Raw genomic sequence first — 16,694 nt, 5'->3', positions numbered from 1 at the left:
GCGGAGACGATCCCGCTGCTGCTTTGCACGCTTGTCTACCTGCTCCTGCGCGCAATCCGCTGCGATGGCCGATGCCTCGGCGTCTGAGTCCGCGTCGCACCCTGCGTAGGCTTCGTCGTATGCCTGCCCCCATACTTCGAAGTTGTTCGGACCCCACCGCCTTGGTAGTACCCGTAGTAGGTGAGATCGCGACCATACTCGGAGTAACCCCGTTTCACAGCCCGGCCCCGAGCGGCGTCCTTGAGTTCCTCGTATGATGAGTGGCCCTGCTCCTCGTCCTCTTCCGGGGTCTCATCCTCTTCCTGCTCGGGTTCCTGATCCTCGTCCTCTTCCGGCTCCTGTTCCTCTTCGAGGATCGCTGCCCAATGGTGGGCGATCGCCTCCTCGGATTGCTGCTCAGTTGCTTCGGTCGGGGTCCCATCCAACGTGTAGAGTGTCTTCGACTCTTCAATTAGGGCAGGAAGCGCTGCGCTGAGGGCAGCCGCCCGATTAGCCGCCTTGTCCAGAATAAAGCGGACCTGCTTGTTGTCGGGGTGTTCCCAGAACATGCGCAAAGCCACGCACACCTCCCAGGGATGGTACTGGCTCACTCTGGCTGGGAGAGTCCCAAACTTCACTGCCTTATCCTCGGTGGACAGGACCATGGAGGCCAGTTCACACGGGGATACGGAGAGCAGCACGCACGGAACATTCTTGTTAGTGCTGCACCCATACACGACGATCGAGGGATCGATCTGGGAGATGTACTGGGCCACGGGGGCGTGCAGCCGGGTTGGCATGAAGGCATAGTAGCTGGCTTCCGCAAGAGCGGAGTGCATGGTCTTGATGCCGTGGACCCAGTACTCCTCGTCGTATACCGGGCACTCGATCGGAGCCGATACTTTGGGCTCGGCCTTAGGAGCTACGGGAGTGACCAGCGCTACCGTAGTGGCGGCAACCTCGACGGGTGTGGGTGCGACCGGAGCGGCTGGCTTGCTCTCCTTTATCTTGGTTGGCTTGGCCACCGGCTCTGATGCGGTGCGGTCGGCTGCTACCTTATCCTTGGCCCCGCGCTTCGGGGCGACCATCACCTCGATCGTCTCCGCTACCTCGAACTCCTCGAAGTCCAGAGCTTGCCGCTTGCGCTTCGCTTCGGCAGCCTCAGCCTTGAGGACCAGGCGTGCGAGTTGTCCCTGCGCCATGATGTGCCGATAGTTGACCACAAAGCGGTTGCTCTGCTTGCCCCGAAAGATGCGACGCACGAGCTTCTTGCTCTCCAGACCCCTGACGGCCAACCGGCAGGTGGCTTCGGACAGGCCGGTGTAGCGGGCGATGGTGGCGTAGCTGGGGTAGCAGCTGAACCCCTCGCTGGCGTTGGCTGAGTGAGCGAGTTCGAGCAGAACGGAACGCTCAGGCCCCACGCACAAGGAAGCCCGGGTGATGGACTCGTAGAGGAAGAAGAAGCCTGCGCCCTTCTTGCCTGCGTCCGGGAACAGGTTCTCGATGGTCTCTGGTGCTGCAGCTGTGGTTGCCGGTGCTGTGTTCTTGGACATTGCTGTGATCTCCCGTGGTCGAACTGAGGGCTAATACGCGTGCGCCCTCATACCAAGGGGTATGGAAGTCTACTTTTTGATGAACGGCTTATACCAAGGTAGAGGTGAAACACATACCCTGGTACCTATTTGGCTTATACCTTGGTATCGGTGATCCTCAGACCTTGGTATCGGTGGGAATGGTACCTAGGTGTCGGTGCGCGGGGTACCAGAATCATGGACCTTAATCATGCCACTCATGCTTGTAGCCTAGCCTTGTAACTCATTCATGCACTAGTGGTCCCGGCGCTACGCTAGGGACACGAGGCTGCGCTCGGGAGCAAGGTCAAAGGCCGAAGGCATGAGCAAATATGGTAAACCGGAGGCAAAGTACATAAGGGACGACATGACAAGGCAACGTCAAAGTCAAAACCGGGACTACGGATGCTTACGCATCCTCCCGGCCCCTTCCCTGTCCCCACGAAGTAAAGAGAGCCATCTTCCGGTTTGCTACCGCAGACCTCCGTCCCGGCCCCTTCATACGTTGCCCGGCTACGCCAGAGACACACCAGAGTTCACCTGTAGATTGAACCTCGCCGGGACCCTCCGTCCGGCTCACGCCGAACTCCAGCCACCTGTATGTATGCTCGCCAGTAAAACAGAGCAAACCCATTCAGATGGTTCCGCCGCTGGCCGCCGCGGTCCACTTCCTCCATTCGTCGAGCGAAGGCCAAGAAACCTCATCCTTTTGTTCCGCGCGGCCTCTCCCCTACGCTTGCTCCAAGATGGAGAACGATAGAAGGTGTGGGCACAAGCCGTCTCTCGGACGGAGGCTTAGTTGGTGAAGTGGCGACAGATTAGACGGCCCGCACTGCCCTTGCATTCCGGTCAAACTGTGCAGCAGATGTAAGCGCGATTTCAGGACTGCCGCACTGCTCATGTAGATGGTCGTGAGACTGCTCATCCGGGAGCCCCCTTGTGACCAATAACACCTTGAGATCCTCACGTCTCTGCTTCCAGTGCACCACTGAAAAGCTTGATGTCCTGCGAGCTCGACGCTGACGCGACCCGCATTGAAGATCAAGTATTGAGATCGATGTTGGAGCAGATGCACAACCTTGCCCGCAGTACCGCTGCGCAGCTCATGGTTCGCAGAGAGGCTCACTGATGCGGTAGCCGCGTTGCCCACCGCCATGTTTCTCGCTGCTCTGTCCTTGGTCGTGCTTGTCTACTATGCAGCAATCCCCTTGAAGCGCATTGAAGAGTATCTCTACTCGGATTAACAAGAGCTGCAGAGCTTCCTCACCAGAAGCGCCCGCCACTTCGACCATCGTGTCGTATCGCTGTCAGGAGTGAGAACAGGTAGATTGTTGCCTAGTTCCTGATGCTACGGGCAAATGGGTGAGGCTTGTCGCTTGCCTCTTTGAGGATCAGCAGCGCAATACTGCCATTCATTGAACGTCGGTATGTAGCTTACGATCTGCTGGCCAGAACAGCTATGCCCAGGCAGATCACAAGGGCAGAAGCTGCTCGGCGCCACGTGAAGCCTTCTCCCAGGAAAAGCCGTCCGATGACTATAGCCCAGAGCACACTTGTCTCTCGCAGGGCGGAAACGATCCCGACATCAACGTAGTGTGTTGCCCACAACACGAGCGTGTAGGCAGCAAGAGAAAAGGCGCCCGCGGCGGCAGCGCGCGTCAGGCCCGAACCCTTGACTGCGCTCACAGGCATGCGCAACACCCGGAGCATAACAGGCATCAGCAAGTAGCTGGCGAAAATCCACGCTGTGTAAGCGAGGGTGCTCTGAGAGCGCTCGATTCCCATGCCGTCCGTAACGGTGTACGCCGCGATAATCGCTCCCGTGGCTAAGGCCGATACGGTGGCACGTGAACCAGCCTTCGCTCTGCCGGTTGAGAGCACCACGATTCCAAAGGAGATCATTGCAACAGCGCAAATGGCCAGGTATCCAGGCCGCTGCCCCATGAAAAGGAAACCGCCTACGGTCACAAGCATCGGCGAGATGCCGCGGGCGATTGGATAGGCGATGCTGAAGTCGCTCATTCGGTAGTTCTGCAGCAGTAGTAGGTTGTAGGCAAGGTGCAAGATGGCCGAGATTGCAATGCACATCCAGGCTCTGCCAGCAGGCAGCGGAACGAAGGGGATGCATAAGCAGGCCAACAAGCCCATTGAACCGGACATGTTCGCCATGAACTGCGAGCGGTCGCTGCTGCCTTTCAGCTGGGCATTCCATGCGGCATGAAGGATGGCAGAAAGGAGAACCAAAGATATTGCGTATTTGTGCATGAATGAGCCTCGGGATCGAGGGATAAGGCAGACCTACGGCCCTACAACCATCCCCGCTGGCCTTCTATGCCTTGGGTGCGAGCCGCTCCGCGGCTGCTGTAGCGCTCTGTCCAGCGCGCTTGGCGTGGCGGACTCCTAGCCACCTCAGCTTGATCCATTCATCGTAGAAGGCTTCCGCTAGATGCACAACAGAAGCAGAGACAGCTCACGGGAACGCGTCCGTATCGACGCACTCGGACCCGCCTTCAAGATCCATAATCGGCAACAACCATGGTTGCAACACGCGGCCGTCGCGCAGCCGCTGCACCCGAGACACGCCTCTATGAAGTTTGTTGCAGTATCACATCCCCTTGGCTGGTACACCCTGCGATGCTTGCGCTGGGCGAGGTGAGCGCCGCAGGACGAGGCCTCCTGAGCAGGTAGGACTACTCGGAAGCTGACCGATACCCAATCCCGCTAATCAGGATGGGAATTAAAGTTCGACGCGGTAGATATGGCACGCGGCGCCTGTCTGCCTGTGCTCGCGGCCGTGGCAACGGCTGCGCACTTCACAATCATACTGATCTTTCCACACCTGCTGATGAAGACCCCCAAGCGAGGAGTTCCACGCGAATCCATCGTGACAATGCCCGAGGGAGAGTAAGGTACAAAGCTGGCCGCGGTCGTTCAGGCACACAGGGAACGAGTTCACGATAGGAGTGACCTCTGGAAAGGGCGCTGGCTGGTGGATGCTGATTGTTCTTGATAACCAGTGGGCTTGTCCAAAGGACGCGACCATGCTTGTGTACATGGCTCCTGGACGCCCTCCTGAAGCACCACGTCCCTTCGATGACTCGAGCGCCTGGAACCTGAGCGCTCGATCCTTCTTCGTTGAGAATTCGGGTCTAGCGGGATGCTTCGTGCCGTGATAGTCGAACCGAGGGCGTCGATCGTATACCTTAGGCTTGGGCACAGATCAGCCACCGAGAAGATCCATCGGTGATTAGGGCATCTCGGCTTCACAACATGGCACATGTAGTAGAGAGCATCGGGGTCGAGATATGGTTGACTCATGAACCAGAGACCACGCTTCGTCGCGCGCATCCATCGAGCTTCCAGCATCGCATGTCTCGCACTTGCCTCCGCCTTGTGTGTCAGAGCCCAGTCGTTGCAGCCACCGACGGTGGCGACCTTACAAGATCTGCGCGGGCTTGCAGCTGTTAGCGCCTTGTCCAATACGCCTGAGGGACGGAACACTCTGGTGGCAAACCTCCGCGTGACGGGCGGCATAGAAACAGGCAAGATTCGGCAGCCGACCCTTCTGCCTTTTTCCGGGCAGGAACAATTGGCCCTCAGCGATGCGTACGCACCAGGACACAACCTCGCCCAGCCATCGGATGGGCTGGGAACAAGCTTGGCCGCTGCTTACCTTTCTCATTTCCACGCTATAGATCGCGAGCACGCTACACCGCTGTCTCCTGCACTGGAGCGCCTGGTTCGATATGCGTTGGCCACGACCGGTGGCCACTCAAATGCAGCCAAGTTTTTCTTCGGCAATGGAACTCTAGACGGTAGAACGCCTGTCTCCGCCGAAGCTCGTGCCATTTACACGGACGTGCATGGGAGCCCCGACCCGTTTGGGAGGGCTTATAGCTTCCCTGCAGGTTCTGTGGGGGCTGATCCCAACGGGGACTCTCGCCCCTTTCAGACAGAGCCTGACTTCAAGCACTATGCCGGCATCGACTATCTTGGCACCCCCGCCACCAACGACGAGTATGACCATGGGAAGCTGATGGATCTTACGGGTAACCCGTCTTATCCAAGTGGACACACTACGAATGGATACACGGGCGCGCTGCTACTCGCGCTGCTCGTTCCCTCACGTTACCAGCAGATGATCACACGCGGCGCAGAGTACGGGAATGATCGCATTATCGTTGGCGCGCACTACGCTATGGATGTCCTTGGCGGTCGCACACTTGCCCTCCACGACATGGCTCACCTGCTGGCGAATGATCCAGCATACGTTCAACAGCAACCCAACGAGACTACAGCGGCCATCGGAGACTTCCAAGCTGCACTTGGGGCTGCACGCGTTGAACTGAATACATTGCTGCAAGCTAGCTGCGGTCAGAAAGTGGAGATCTGCGCGACCCGAGATACTGGCCGCTTCAGACACGCGCACGCCAATGAGCGCTTCTATGCCGCAACTCAGGACTACGGCCTGGGCATCGCCCATTCAGAGACTGCCGGCATCAAGGAAGACGTCGCTCAGATTGCACCGGAGGCGGGGTATCTATTAACGACGGCCTTCCCAAACCTCTCACTTCAGATGGCGGATCGCATCCTGACTGAGACCGAAGGACCAGGCGGAGGTTTCCTCGATGATGGTTCAAGTTTCGGCTTGTATTCTCGCATCGATCTCTACACTGCTGCTGGCGTTGCGGCGGCACTTGCACGCACGCAGTGACCCGGGCATGAAGACCTAACCGGGGAGAAGGGCCTTGAGGGTCTGGAGGGATCAGGGCATGAGACCTTCATTCGCTAGACAAATCCCCTTTTGGGCACGGCGCGAGAAGAGGGTGACTCTACAACAATGTGGCTTGCTGCCATCGGGCCCCTCAGGACCGTTCGTACGCACGCGAAGACAGTTGTTCGACGCAGCGCCTGACGCCGCCTCGCCAAGGTCACGCATCTTCGCCTCCTTGTATGCAGCCGCCACAGGATGATAACCGATGTTTCAAAACGTTCTTGACCGCAGCTAAAGCAGGGATCGAGGGCCGGCTGGTGGTACTTGGATTTTACAGGTACCAAGTCACAGGGAAAGTATCCCGAGCCACAGAAATCGCGATCCTTTCGATTTACCCTTTTGTTAACAGAGGTGCTTAGTTCTGATGAGCAGATGGCCGCCTCTGGTGTGGCGTCAACGAAAGAGGACAGCAGCATGGAAGAGCAGAACAGCAACGACGGTCTGAGCCGGCGTCGATTCCTGGAGCGTAGCTCCGCTTTGTTGGCCGCTGCAGCAAGCCTGCCGTTGGTGGCAGCCGCACAGCAGTCTGCGGACAAAAACGGCGACACGCATACCGGCGTGAACGAGCGCCAGCCCGGGCCTGACACCAAGGCACTGGACGCGATGGAGATGGACTCCGCATATCCGCCGATGACGGACTCGGGCGGTCAGCCTCCGTTCAAGTACCCGTTCTCGTTTGCGCACAAGCGCATTGAAGAAGGCGGGTGGACGCGCCAGGTCACGGTGCGCGATCTGCCGATCTCGAAGAAGATGGCCGGCGTAGAGATGCGCCTGGTCTCGGGCGGTATACGCGAGCTGCACTGGCACGTAGGTGCGGAATGGGCCTTTATGACGGCCGGCAGCGCACGCATCACCGCTGTGGACCAGCAGGGCCGCGCGTTTGTGGAAGACGTGAACGAGGGCGATCTGTGGATCTTCCCCGGCGGCATCCCGCACTCGATCCAGGGTCTCGGCCCCGATGGCTGCCAGTTCCTGCTGGCGTTCGACGATGGCAACTTCAACGAGTTCGAAACCTTCCTGCTCACCGACTGGCTGCACCACACGCCCAAGAGCGTGCTGGCGAAGAACTTCGCAACCACGGAAGAAACCTTCGCCAATGTGCCGAAGCGTGAACTCTTCATCTTCCAGCGCGACCTGCCCCGGCCGCTCGCTGAGGAAAAGAAGCAGGTCTATGCACAGACCGGGCCCGTGCCGAACAGTTTCGCGTTCTTCACCGGCAAGATGCAGCCCACCAAGGTCACGGCAGGCGGCAGCGTCAAGATCGTCGACCGCAAGAACTTCCCGGCCAGCAATATCGCGGCTGCCATCGTGACGCTCAAGCCCGGCGGCCTGCGTGAGCTGCACTGGCACCCCAACGAGGACGAGTGGCAGTACTACGTCAAGGGCACGGGCCGCATGACGGTGTTTGCCGCCGGTGGTCACGCACGCACCATGGACTTCCACGCGGGCGACGTCGGCTACATCGACAAGTCGGCTCCGCACTACATCGAGAACACCGGTGATACCGACCTGGTCTTCCTGGAGATCTTCCCGACGCCCGAGTACCAGGACATCTCGCTTGGCGAGTGGCTCGCGCACACGCCTTCGCGGCTGGTGAATGAGCACCTCGGCACAGGCGAAGAGTTCCTCGGCAAGATCAACAAGAAGGAAGCCGTGATCACGCCCGAGTAAGTGCTGCCGCAACACGCTGTGAAGAAAGGAGTCTGCCGCAGGCCGGCTCCTTTCACTTTTCCTGATTCCGAAAGGTTCCCCCATGCCCTCGATGTTGCGTTGTGCGACTGCCATGCTTGCCTTGCTTGCCGCCCTGCCGGCGCTTGCGCAGCGCGAGATGTACCCAAAGAAAGAAGGCGTGCCGCAGCCGCTGCAATGGCACACGCTGCCCAGCTGGATGTCGATCGACATGGAGCTGCGGGGCCGTCTCGAAGACCAGACCGCGTTGAACTACGTCAACGACAAAGAACGCATGTATGTGCTGACCCGCGCACGCGGCGGCCTCACGGTGCGGCCGCTTTCCTGGCTTACCGGCTACCTGCAGTTCCAGGACACGCATGCACTTGGCTTGCCCCTGCGCGACGTTGCGGCCAACCAGCGCGATGTGTTTGATCTGCGCCAGGGCTATCTCAACTTCCACTACAAGCCTTTGCAGTTCATCGCCGGGCGGCAGGAGTTGAAGTTCGGCGACGAGCGCGTGGTGGGTATCAGCGACTGGACCAACAACAGCCGCACCTGGGATGGCTTCAACCTGCGCGTCGGCGACAAGAACCGCGTCGACATCTTCAGCACCTCGGTCGTGACTGTGCACCCAACCAGCCTCGACACGCATGGTGCAGGGCTCACCTTCCACGGAGTGGAAGCAAACCTCACCACGGTGGTCCCCAAGACCACGATCGCCCCCTTCGTGCTGGTGCGTGCCGTGCCCCGTGTGACCAGCCAGCAGAAGATCGCCGGCACCGAGACCGAGGTGACCTTTGGCAGCTACTACGAGACCAAGCTGCCTTTCGGCTTTGACTCCTCCGGCACCGGCGACCTGCAGCGCGGCAGCTACAGCAACGACTCGATCCATGCCGGAGCCGCGATCATCCGCGGCGGCTACGCGATCGGTACCGTGCCGCTCAAGCCGCACATCGAGGGCGAGTACGACTACGCCACCGGCAATCCCCATACCAATGCCCAGCGCATCGGCACCTACGACCAGCAGTACCCTTCCAATCACAATGCCTTCGGCCTGGTTGACTTGTTCGGCTTTCAGAACATCAAGCAGGACCGGCTCAACTTTTCGCTCGCGCCCTCGACCAACTTCCTGCTGCTCTTCCAGGGCAGTTCGCTGCACGTGGCCTCCACGCGCGACGGCGTGTACAGCAGCAGCGCCGCCAGCGTTGTAACGGCACCCACCGCCGGCTTCGCGCACGACGGCATCGGCAGCGAGTTCGACGCCTCGGCGAAGTACATCTTCCATAAGTCGCTCGTCACCAACGTCGGCCTGGGTCACTTCTTCCCCGGCTACGTGATGACCAGCACCAGCCACCGCGCGCCGCTGACGCTTGCCTACTTCCAGCTGACTTACCGCTTCAAGGTCGACAAGGATGCGGCCGCCGCTAAGTAGGACTGAGGACACCGAACAAATACCCAGCTGGATGCTGTGCAAAGTATCAAGGGTGTCTTGTTACGAACGTCCAGTTCGCTCTTCGACAGTGCCGGCAGGGTCTGCTTTGCGGAGCATGTATCCCTCGCCTCGGCAAGTCACGATCAGCCTCGGATTTGAGGGGTTAAGCTCTATCTTTTCCCGAATTCGGCGCATGTAAACATCAACAACCCTCACTGTCTCCGCCTTCTTTTCTAGCGGCCTTAATTCTGAGAGGAGAGCGTGCCGACTCACTATACGGCCAGCATGCTTCATGAGGAACGCAAGCATGTCGAACTCAGTCGTAGTAACCTCAACAGGTCTGTCTTCGAGCCATACCCTTCTAGCGTCCAGATCAAGCAAGAGGGTGCCACACCTCAGGGTGGGCGTCACTTCAGTATTGAAGGCTCGCAATACAGCGCGGACACGAGCGACTACTTCCTTGGGACTGAATGGGGTGGTAAGGTAATCGTCCGCACCAGCATCCAGGGCGAGAATGCGTGCATGCGATGTGCTGCGAATTGAAAGCATGATCTTCCGAAGAGCCTGCAATGAAGGTTCGGAAATGAGCGCCCGCAGAAGCTCCATGCTGCCCGGCGTCTGAGTGGAATCGGATGGGGTCTTGCTCATGGAGTCATTAAGCAGAATGACCGCAGGGCGCTGCTCGATAGCAGAGCGTAAGACAGACGTGCTGCTTGAGAATGACCGGACAGTGAAGCCCGCCCGTGCCAAAGTGATGGCGAGAAGACGTGCAATCTCGTCGTCATCCTCGACAACATAGACCAGCGCGCCTGGTGAATTCACGATGTTAAGGCTCATCAGACACCTGTTTCCTCCCTGCATCTTAATTGCGAAAGTGGTCGCGGCTTCAAGGGCTCCGAGACCTTCCTGACGGATTAATCTTGCCTGCTAGCAAGTGCACCCTAGAACCGGGTTAGCGCCAAGTGTATGTGCTGGCAGTCAACTTGCGTGTGCTGGATCCTCCTGACGGCTAGCGTAGAACAGGTAGAATCCGGCGGGAACAAGAAAGATTGTTAGCAGGACAGACAACGAGAGGCCGCCAATCAGCGCCTGCGCGAGAGGAGCATACTGCTCACTACCTTCACCCATCTTCAATGCCATGGGTAGCAAGCCGATCAGTGTAGCAAGCGAGGTCATCAGGATCGGACGCAGCCGTACACGGCAAGAAGTGGTGATGGCCTCCTGCACAGAGTGCCCCTCGGCAAGCAGATGATGGGCGAATTCAACAATAAGAATGGAATTGGAAAGAGCGATGCCGGCGAGCATCACAACACCCATCAGCGACATGACATTGAGCGTGGTGCCCCAAAGCAGCAGCGCCACGAGCACGCCAGTGATACCTGGGGGTAGCGCGAGCATGATGATGAGTGGGTCCACAAAGGAGCGGAACTGCGCCACAAGGATGAGGTAAAGCAGCGCCACGGAGAGCGTCAACCCGATCGCAAAGCTTTGGAAAGATGCGAACATTGAATCGACACTGCCGGCCAGAGTGGTTGATACGCCATGCGGTGCCTGTGTATTCGCGATGATCTTCTGAATCTGGCGGGTGATGCGAGCAAGATCTTCACCGCCTGGCCGCACGTAGATGTCAACGTTGCGGCGAATCTGCATGTGGTCTACCTCAGTCGGCGCACGGAATGGAGTAATGTCCGCGACCATATCCAGGCGCGTAGGCTGCTTGAGCGAACCCGCATGCAGCGGGATAGCTTTCAGATCTTCGATGGTCTTGATCTGGTTGTCTGGATACTGCATGGCCAGGAAGTAGTTGTTCCCGGTCTTTGGGTCAATCCAGACGCTGGGCGCGATCATGGCATTTGAAGAGAGCGCTGTGATGAGGTTGGAGACGACCTCATTCTCCGAGAGCCCGAGTTCTTCAGCGCGCATACGGTTGACATTGACGCGAAGCGAAGGGTAATCGATGTCCTGCGGGATGTAGACGTCAGCGACGCCGGGTAGATTGCGCACTTGGGCGGAGATCTTCTGGGCCAGGTCGTAGTCGGCGGTCAGATTTGTTCCCGCAACGCGAATATCGATCGGTGCGGGCGCGCCCATGTTGAGCACGGCATCGACGAGGCTACCCGACGAGAAGAATGTCTGCAGCTCAGGCATTTCGCGAGCGACCCGTGTTTTGACGCGCGCGATATCGACGAATGAGCTGATGGCGTGTTCCGGCTTGAGCGCTACCTGCATAAATCCAGTGTGCATGGCAGAGTTGGGCGTAAACAGCGCAGAAAAGCTTGGATCGAGGCCGACGTTGGTGAGCGTCATGTCGAGGTCGGATCTGGGTACGGTGCTCCTGATGATGCTCTCCAGGCGTGTGGACTCAACAAGCGTATCGGCAAGCTTGGTTCCAGATGGAGCCTTGAAGTTAATCACGAACTGCCCTGCATCGGTCCGTGGAAAGAACGAGAGCCCAAGCAGCGGGAACAGGAACAAAGACGCGAGGAAGGCGACGCCCGTCCAAAGTAGCGTAGCCCGCGGGTGCCGGAGGACGCGTGCGACCGTACGATCATACGCATCCAGGAGAGAGTCAAAGCCGCGGTTGAATGCGGTGTTGAAGCGCTGTCCCCAGCTCGGAGACCTCACGACATGGGCACTTGCACCAACCTGCTCGTCAGCGTGGACCTGAGACCCATGCGGGTTCTTAATAAACATGGCGCAGAACAACGGCACCACCGTCATGGCGACAAAGTAAGACGCGAACAGTGAGATGACCACGGCCAGTGCAAGCGCCGAGAAGAGGAACTTGCTGACGCCGAATAGCAAGGTAACTGGGAAGAAAACAACAACTGTCGTAAGAGTTCCGGCAAGTACGGGCAGAGCCACTTCGCTCCCACCCTTTTCTGCGGCGACCAGTGGCGCTTCGCCGTGCTCCATGTGGCGGAAGATGTTCTCGAGAACAACGACGGAGTTATCAATTAGTCGAGAGAGTGCGAGCGCAAGGCCTCCGAGCACCATCGTGTTGACGGAGGAGCCCAGCATGTTAAGGACCAGGAACGTGGTGAGCACGGAAAGAGGAATGGAGAAAAAGACGGCCAGCGTTGCACGCATGCTACCCAGAAATACCAGGATCATGATGCAGGTGAGGAAGAGGCCGACACCACCCTCATGCAGAAGCGTCTCAATGGCCGTGCGCACAAAGCGTGACTGGTCAAATACCGCACGCGTGACGAGGCTTGCTGGTATGTCGAACAGCTTCTTGAGCGTAGCGCGGACCCCATCGACAATGGAGATGGTGTTCGCGCTACTGCCTCCTTTGAAGATCGGCAGATAAACGGCGTCCTTACCGTTCACGCGTACGACGTTGTAGAGACGCGTCTGCGAGTCTTTCGTGGTTGCAACGTCACCAACCCGGACCGGGTTGACACCCTCCATTTTGACTGGGACCTGGTCGATATCTTCCGGGCCCTTGAGCATGGAGTTGGTATAGATGTCGTAGTCGTAGCGGCCGATAGGCACGTCACCTGCCGGAAGCACCACGTTGGCCTTGTTGACGGCGCGGACCACATCCATGGGGCTGAGTTGATGGGCTTCGAGCTTGTATGGGTCGGCATACATCTGGATCTGCCGCCAGCTTCCACCGAAAGGCTGCGGAACCGATGCGCCCGGTACTGCGGCTAGCTGGTTGCGTACAAAGTTCTGCGCCACGTCTTTCAGCCTGGTCTCATCGAGCCCTTCGCCCTCAAGCGTAACGAGTGTGACCGGCAGGTTAGAAGCATCCTGCTTAAGTACGACCGGCGGATAAGTCCCCGGAGGCATGTCGTGCAGATCGGCCATCGCGAGCGTAGAGATCTGCGCGGCTGCTGCGTCCGGGTCGACACCGGGATGGAAGTACACTTTGATCAAAGAGACGCCGGAAAGCGAGCGTGATTCGATGTGGTCTATACCACTGGCGAGCGTGAACTGGCGCTCAAGGTGAAACGTGATGTTGGTTTCAATCTGCTGCGGCGGCATGCCGGCATAGAAAGTAGCGACGGCAACCACCGGGATATTGACCGGCGGAAACATGTCGATAGGCATGCGGCCGATGCTGACGATTCCAAGCAGCGAGAAAATCAGGCAGAGAACCAGAAGAAAGTACGGGTTCCGGATTGCGAATCCAGACATAGAGCGGGGCTCCTGAAGAAGATGCCGGGAAGAATGTGCCGGGCGTCACGGTAAAGGAGGAGCAGGGGCGTGCTTATTCGTAACCGGCGGTTTGTGCCTGAACTTTTTCGCCCGCAGTAAGGTTGCTGCGGCGACCCACGATGACCGGGTCGTCAGCATGAAGACCCGAAAGGATCTGCACGCGCGTTGCGGTCTGCACGCCGGTCGTCACGGAAACTGGCTGCACCTCGCCATCCCGAACAGTGAAGACGCTGGTAGCTGAAGAGCCCAGCCCATCGACGGCATCGACGGGAACACTGAGCGCATGCGCAGCCACTGCCATGTTGAGGCGCACCTCGGCATACATTCCGGGAATGAGCTCACCTTTTGGGTTTGGAACGTCGACCTCAGTCTGCATAGTGCGTGTAGCCAGGTTGACGGAATCAGCGTAGCGGATGATCTTGCCCGGGAACGTCTTGTTCAGCGTCGTAACGCGCACCTCGACGGCCTGTCCATCTCGGATCGTGGCGGCATTGCTCACCGGCACGGGAAAACGTAGCCGCAGCAAACTGTTCTGCGCGAGCTGGATAATGGGCATGGCCTGCGTTTGAGACGCAGTGCCGGCTTGGATCATCGAGCCCGTGTTCGCATAACGTTGCGTCACCACGCCACTGAAAGGAGCACGGATCGTGGCATAGGCGAGCATGGCCTCTGCGCGCTGCTTTTCAGAGCGAGCACCTTGCTGTGCCTGCTGGGCTGCCTCCAGACTAGATTGTGCGCTTGCGAGCTGTGCCTTGGCCTCAAGATCGCGCGACTCGGCCACATCCACTTCCTGCCTCGGGACGAGGCCAGGGTTTTTATCCAGAACAGACTGAATGCGCGTGTAGGAAAGATGTGCGATGTTCGCGCCAGCCTTGGCGCGCTCCAGCGCTCCCTGTGCTGTGGCAATACCCGCCTCCGCGGCAGCTAATCCCGCATTGGTATGCGCCAGTTCATCCTGCAACTCGGGCACATCCAGGGTGGCAAGAACTTCCCCGTCGCTGACATGGTCACCGATGTCGACGTGGATAGCCTTGACGTAGCCCGCCACCTTGGCCATGACATCCACTGTCTGGTAGGGCGTGAACTCAGCAGAAAGCGTGACTTCGTTGGATAGGCTCCCGCTCGAGGCGTGCACCACCGGCACGACCGGGGCGGCCGTGGTCGTGGCCGCCATGGCGGCGTCGCCCCCGGACTTGCAACCCGAGATGAATGCACCAAGCGGCAGAAGGGCCACGGTGAAGAAGAAAGAAGGCAGACCGGCCCTCGGCCATTGATGGGTGGTTGTAGAAAGTCGAATCAATTGAGTTGTCCTGTGGCGTAGTCGAGCAATGCGCGGCGGGAGAGATAGGTAAAGGTGGCGTCAGCCACGGAGATCTCTGCGGAAGTTTGATTGAGCTGTGCTTCGTTGAGCTCGACGATGCTGCCGAGGCCTGCGTCATAGCGTGCCTTGGCCAGCCGGAACGCTTCGCGGCTTTGCTCCACGAGGCGCCGGGTCACCGCGATGCTCTGAAATGCTTCCTGCGCCGCAATCCATGTGGTCTGAACCTGCTGAGACACTTCCAGTTGCTGCTCACGGGTATCCCGCTCACGTGCACTGGCATTCAAAGCCGCCTCGGCTTGCTGCGCGTGGAAAAGGCCACCGTTGAAGATTGGTACCCGCAGGTTGAAGCCAGCTGCCGCGTAGTTGCCCTGCAATGTGTGATCGTGGAACGGGATCTGACCGGCACTGCCCAGTGCATCCAGCGTGGGATAGTTAAGGCGAGTCTGGGCCTTCGAAAATTCCTTGGCCGCCATCTGCTCGGCGCGTGCGGCCTGCAGGTCAGCCCGTTGCGTATCTGCCTCTGCCAGGAGCATGGTCACAGTCGCAGGCAGGTCCGACGGAAGCGCCTCGGCGACAAGTGGAGCCGTCACAGCCTGCTGATTACCCATCGCCGTTCCCAGCCGGGCGCGCTGCTGCTCCACAAGAGAGCGTGCCTGGACGACGGCAAGTTCCGCCTGGCTCTCGAGTACGCCCGCAAAGTTCACATCGAGTGTGGAACGGAGTTGACTCGCCGCAAGTTCGGAGACCTGGTGGTAGATGAGGGCGCGGTTGCGCCGGGCTTCTTCCGCTGCGTGGAGCACGGCTTCCGCCCCGAGAACCTGGAAGTACGCGTCGCGCACGGACAGCCGGATGGCTGCCTGCGTAAGGATAGTTCGATCGTTCGCTGCCTGTGTTTCCGAGCGCTCAGAGCTGATGAGTGAGCTGGTACGGCCAAAATCGGTGACGAGCTGCACCAGGGTGCCACCATAAGCAAATCGGTCTGACAACGAGGACGTGGTAAGTGCCCCCGCGGCGGTTGAGGTACCGGTATCTGCGACGAGCGAGCCGGTAGCGTTCATGACGATCGTCGGCAGACGCGCTGCAGACTGTTCGCGTATGCGCTCGCGTTGGGCTCGTGCGCGAAACTGAGCCGCCTGCAGCATTGGCTGCTTGCGGAGAGCCATCGCTTCGGCCTGCGGGAGTGTCAGCGGTTCGCCGACAGGCGCGGGCGTCGCGGAGAGAGGACCAGTGTTCGCGGCACGTGGAGTCGCCGCTGTTCCGGTGATTGATGCGGCAAGAGTAGTGGAGATGGCAGCAGAAGGTGCAGGCGGTAGTGTTCGCGCCGTTTCCACACCGCCCTGTTCAGCGGACTGGGCGTGAGCCACGGCAGCTATTGCGGCTGTCACCGAAAGGGTCGTGACGAGAAGAGCGCGAGTGAGTATCAACGTCCGTCTACTCTCCCGTCGCGAAAAGTATGCTGGATGATTTCGACAGGGTGCATCTCTATCAAGCCATCGGTGACCAGCGTCTTGAGTTCAGGCAGGATTGCGCGGACGCGTTCTTCGACATCGATGAAAACGAGCAGGATCGGAAGATGCTCTCCGTTTACTGGCCCATCGCCTTGGCGGTGCAACTGTTGATGCGGACCGAATCCAGCAAAGGGCAGATAGGTAGTGAGACCCGCGATTGAGCGCTCCTGCAGGAGCGCTCGGACGGCTTCATGCAGGAAGTTGGTCTCTGCGCTTGAATCTTTATTCAGGTAGACACTTACCTTGTACGCACGACCGGGTGACAGCATGC

At 59.1% G+C, this 16,694-nt stretch carries 10 protein-coding genes; 3 read left to right on the top strand and 7 right to left on the bottom strand.

What is annotated here, in order from left to right; genetic code table 11:
- Positions 1–35: 35 nt before the first annotated feature.
- The gene (locus tag D1Y84_RS13505) at positions 36–1,532 is read right to left on the bottom strand and encodes a helix-turn-helix domain-containing protein (RefSeq protein WP_124849157.1); all 1,497 of its coding nucleotides are present in this window, start codon (positions 1,530–1,532) and stop codon (positions 36–38) included.
- Between the two features lie 1,452 nt (positions 1,533–2,984).
- Positions 2,985–3,815 carry a DMT family transporter gene (locus D1Y84_RS13500; RefSeq protein ID WP_124849156.1) on the bottom strand — a complete coding sequence of 277 codons (831 nt, stop codon included), beginning with the start codon at positions 3,813–3,815 and terminating at the stop codon, positions 2,985–2,987.
- Positions 3,816–4,866: 1,051 nt separating this feature from the next.
- Between D1Y84_RS13500 and D1Y84_RS13495 the strand changes: the two genes are divergently transcribed.
- The 3 genes from D1Y84_RS13495 to D1Y84_RS13485 all read left to right on the top strand — a co-directional run bounded on the left by D1Y84_RS13495 (position 4,867) and on the right by D1Y84_RS13485 (position 9,427).
- On the top strand, positions 4,867–6,264 hold the full coding sequence (locus tag D1Y84_RS13495; protein WP_124849155.1) for a phosphatase PAP2 family protein: 1,398 nt from the start codon (positions 4,867–4,869) through the stop codon (positions 6,262–6,264).
- A gap of 474 nt (positions 6,265–6,738) precedes the next feature.
- The gene (locus D1Y84_RS13490) at positions 6,739–7,995 is read left to right on the top strand and encodes a cupin domain-containing protein (RefSeq protein WP_124847869.1); all 1,257 of its coding nucleotides are present in this window, start codon (positions 6,739–6,741) and stop codon (positions 7,993–7,995) included.
- Positions 7,996–8,077: 82 nt separating this feature from the next.
- Positions 8,078–9,427 (top strand): alginate export family protein, encoded by a 1,350-nt coding sequence (locus D1Y84_RS13485; protein WP_233581410.1) that lies wholly within the window; start codon positions 8,078–8,080, stop codon positions 9,425–9,427.
- 60 nt (positions 9,428–9,487) lie between these two features.
- On the opposite strand, the gene D1Y84_RS13480 is transcribed toward D1Y84_RS13485, so the two are convergent.
- The 5 genes from D1Y84_RS13480 to D1Y84_RS13460 all read right to left on the bottom strand — a co-directional run bounded on the left by D1Y84_RS13480 (position 9,488) and on the right by D1Y84_RS13460 (position 16,692).
- A complete protein-coding gene (locus tag D1Y84_RS13480) occupies positions 9,488–10,264 on the bottom strand; it encodes a response regulator transcription factor (RefSeq protein WP_158615484.1) in 777 nt (258 codons plus the stop codon).
- Between the two features lie 141 nt (positions 10,265–10,405).
- On the bottom strand, positions 10,406–13,573 hold the full coding sequence (locus D1Y84_RS13475; protein WP_124849153.1) for an efflux RND transporter permease subunit: 3,168 nt from the start codon (positions 13,571–13,573) through the stop codon (positions 10,406–10,408).
- A gap of 73 nt (positions 13,574–13,646) precedes the next feature.
- A complete protein-coding gene (locus tag D1Y84_RS13470) occupies positions 13,647–14,894 on the bottom strand; it encodes an efflux RND transporter periplasmic adaptor subunit (RefSeq protein WP_233581409.1) in 1,248 nt (415 codons plus the stop codon).
- Positions 14,891–16,339 (bottom strand): TolC family protein, encoded by a 1,449-nt coding sequence (locus D1Y84_RS13465; protein WP_233581408.1) that lies wholly within the window; start codon positions 16,337–16,339, stop codon positions 14,891–14,893. Before D1Y84_RS13465 ends, D1Y84_RS13470 begins: the two co-directional genes overlap by 4 nt.
- Positions 16,336–16,692, bottom strand: a complete 357-nt coding sequence (locus tag D1Y84_RS13460) for a DUF190 domain-containing protein (protein ID WP_124849152.1) — start codon at positions 16,690–16,692, stop codon at positions 16,336–16,338. Before D1Y84_RS13460 ends, D1Y84_RS13465 begins: the two co-directional genes overlap by 4 nt.
- Positions 16,693–16,694: the final 2 nt, after the last annotated feature.

Origin of the sequence: Acidipila sp. EB88, from assembly GCF_003858395.1 — a bacterium.
Lineage (GTDB): Bacteria > Acidobacteriota > Terriglobia > Terriglobales > Acidobacteriaceae > EB88.
This window is presented reverse-complemented; position numbering and strand designations above follow the sequence as displayed.